Origin of the sequence: Planctopirus hydrillae (genome assembly GCF_001707835.1) — a bacterium.
GTDB classification, from domain to species: domain Bacteria; phylum Planctomycetota; class Planctomycetia; order Planctomycetales; family Planctomycetaceae; genus Planctopirus; species Planctopirus hydrillae.
Map to the genome: position 1 here is coordinate 1 of NZ_LYDR01000141.1, position 345 is coordinate 345.

General features: G+C 50.1%; 1 protein-coding gene. It reads left to right on the plus strand.

The window, feature by feature from the left end:
- Positions 1–270 (plus strand): thioredoxin domain-containing protein (locus A6X21_RS24785; protein ID WP_205847486.1); only part of this gene is annotated, 270 nt, incomplete at its 5' end.
- Positions 271–345: the final 75 nt, after the last annotated feature.

A 345-nucleotide genomic window follows, 5' to 3' on the forward strand; every position in this document is an offset into this window, starting at 1 on the left:
GTGCTGGACATCTACTTCCGGCAGAGCCCCAATAAGGAACTTTTGGCGAAGCATTTTGTGCTGGTACATGTCTGGATCGGCCGTATGGACCAGCATGTCGATATCGCCGAGAAGTACCAGATTCCTCTGAAGAAGGGCGTACCTGCACTGGCGGTGGTGGATGCCAATGGAAAACTGCTCTACGCGCAGAAGACGGGCGAGTTTGAATCCATGCGCTCCATGAACGTTTCTTCCGTGACGGAATTTCTAAATAAGTGGAAGATGATCTAAAGAAAGCGATGCAGAACGGCGACTGCGCTGGTAAAAACATAACCGTTCTGTTCGTAGAGAGACTGTTTTGGAACC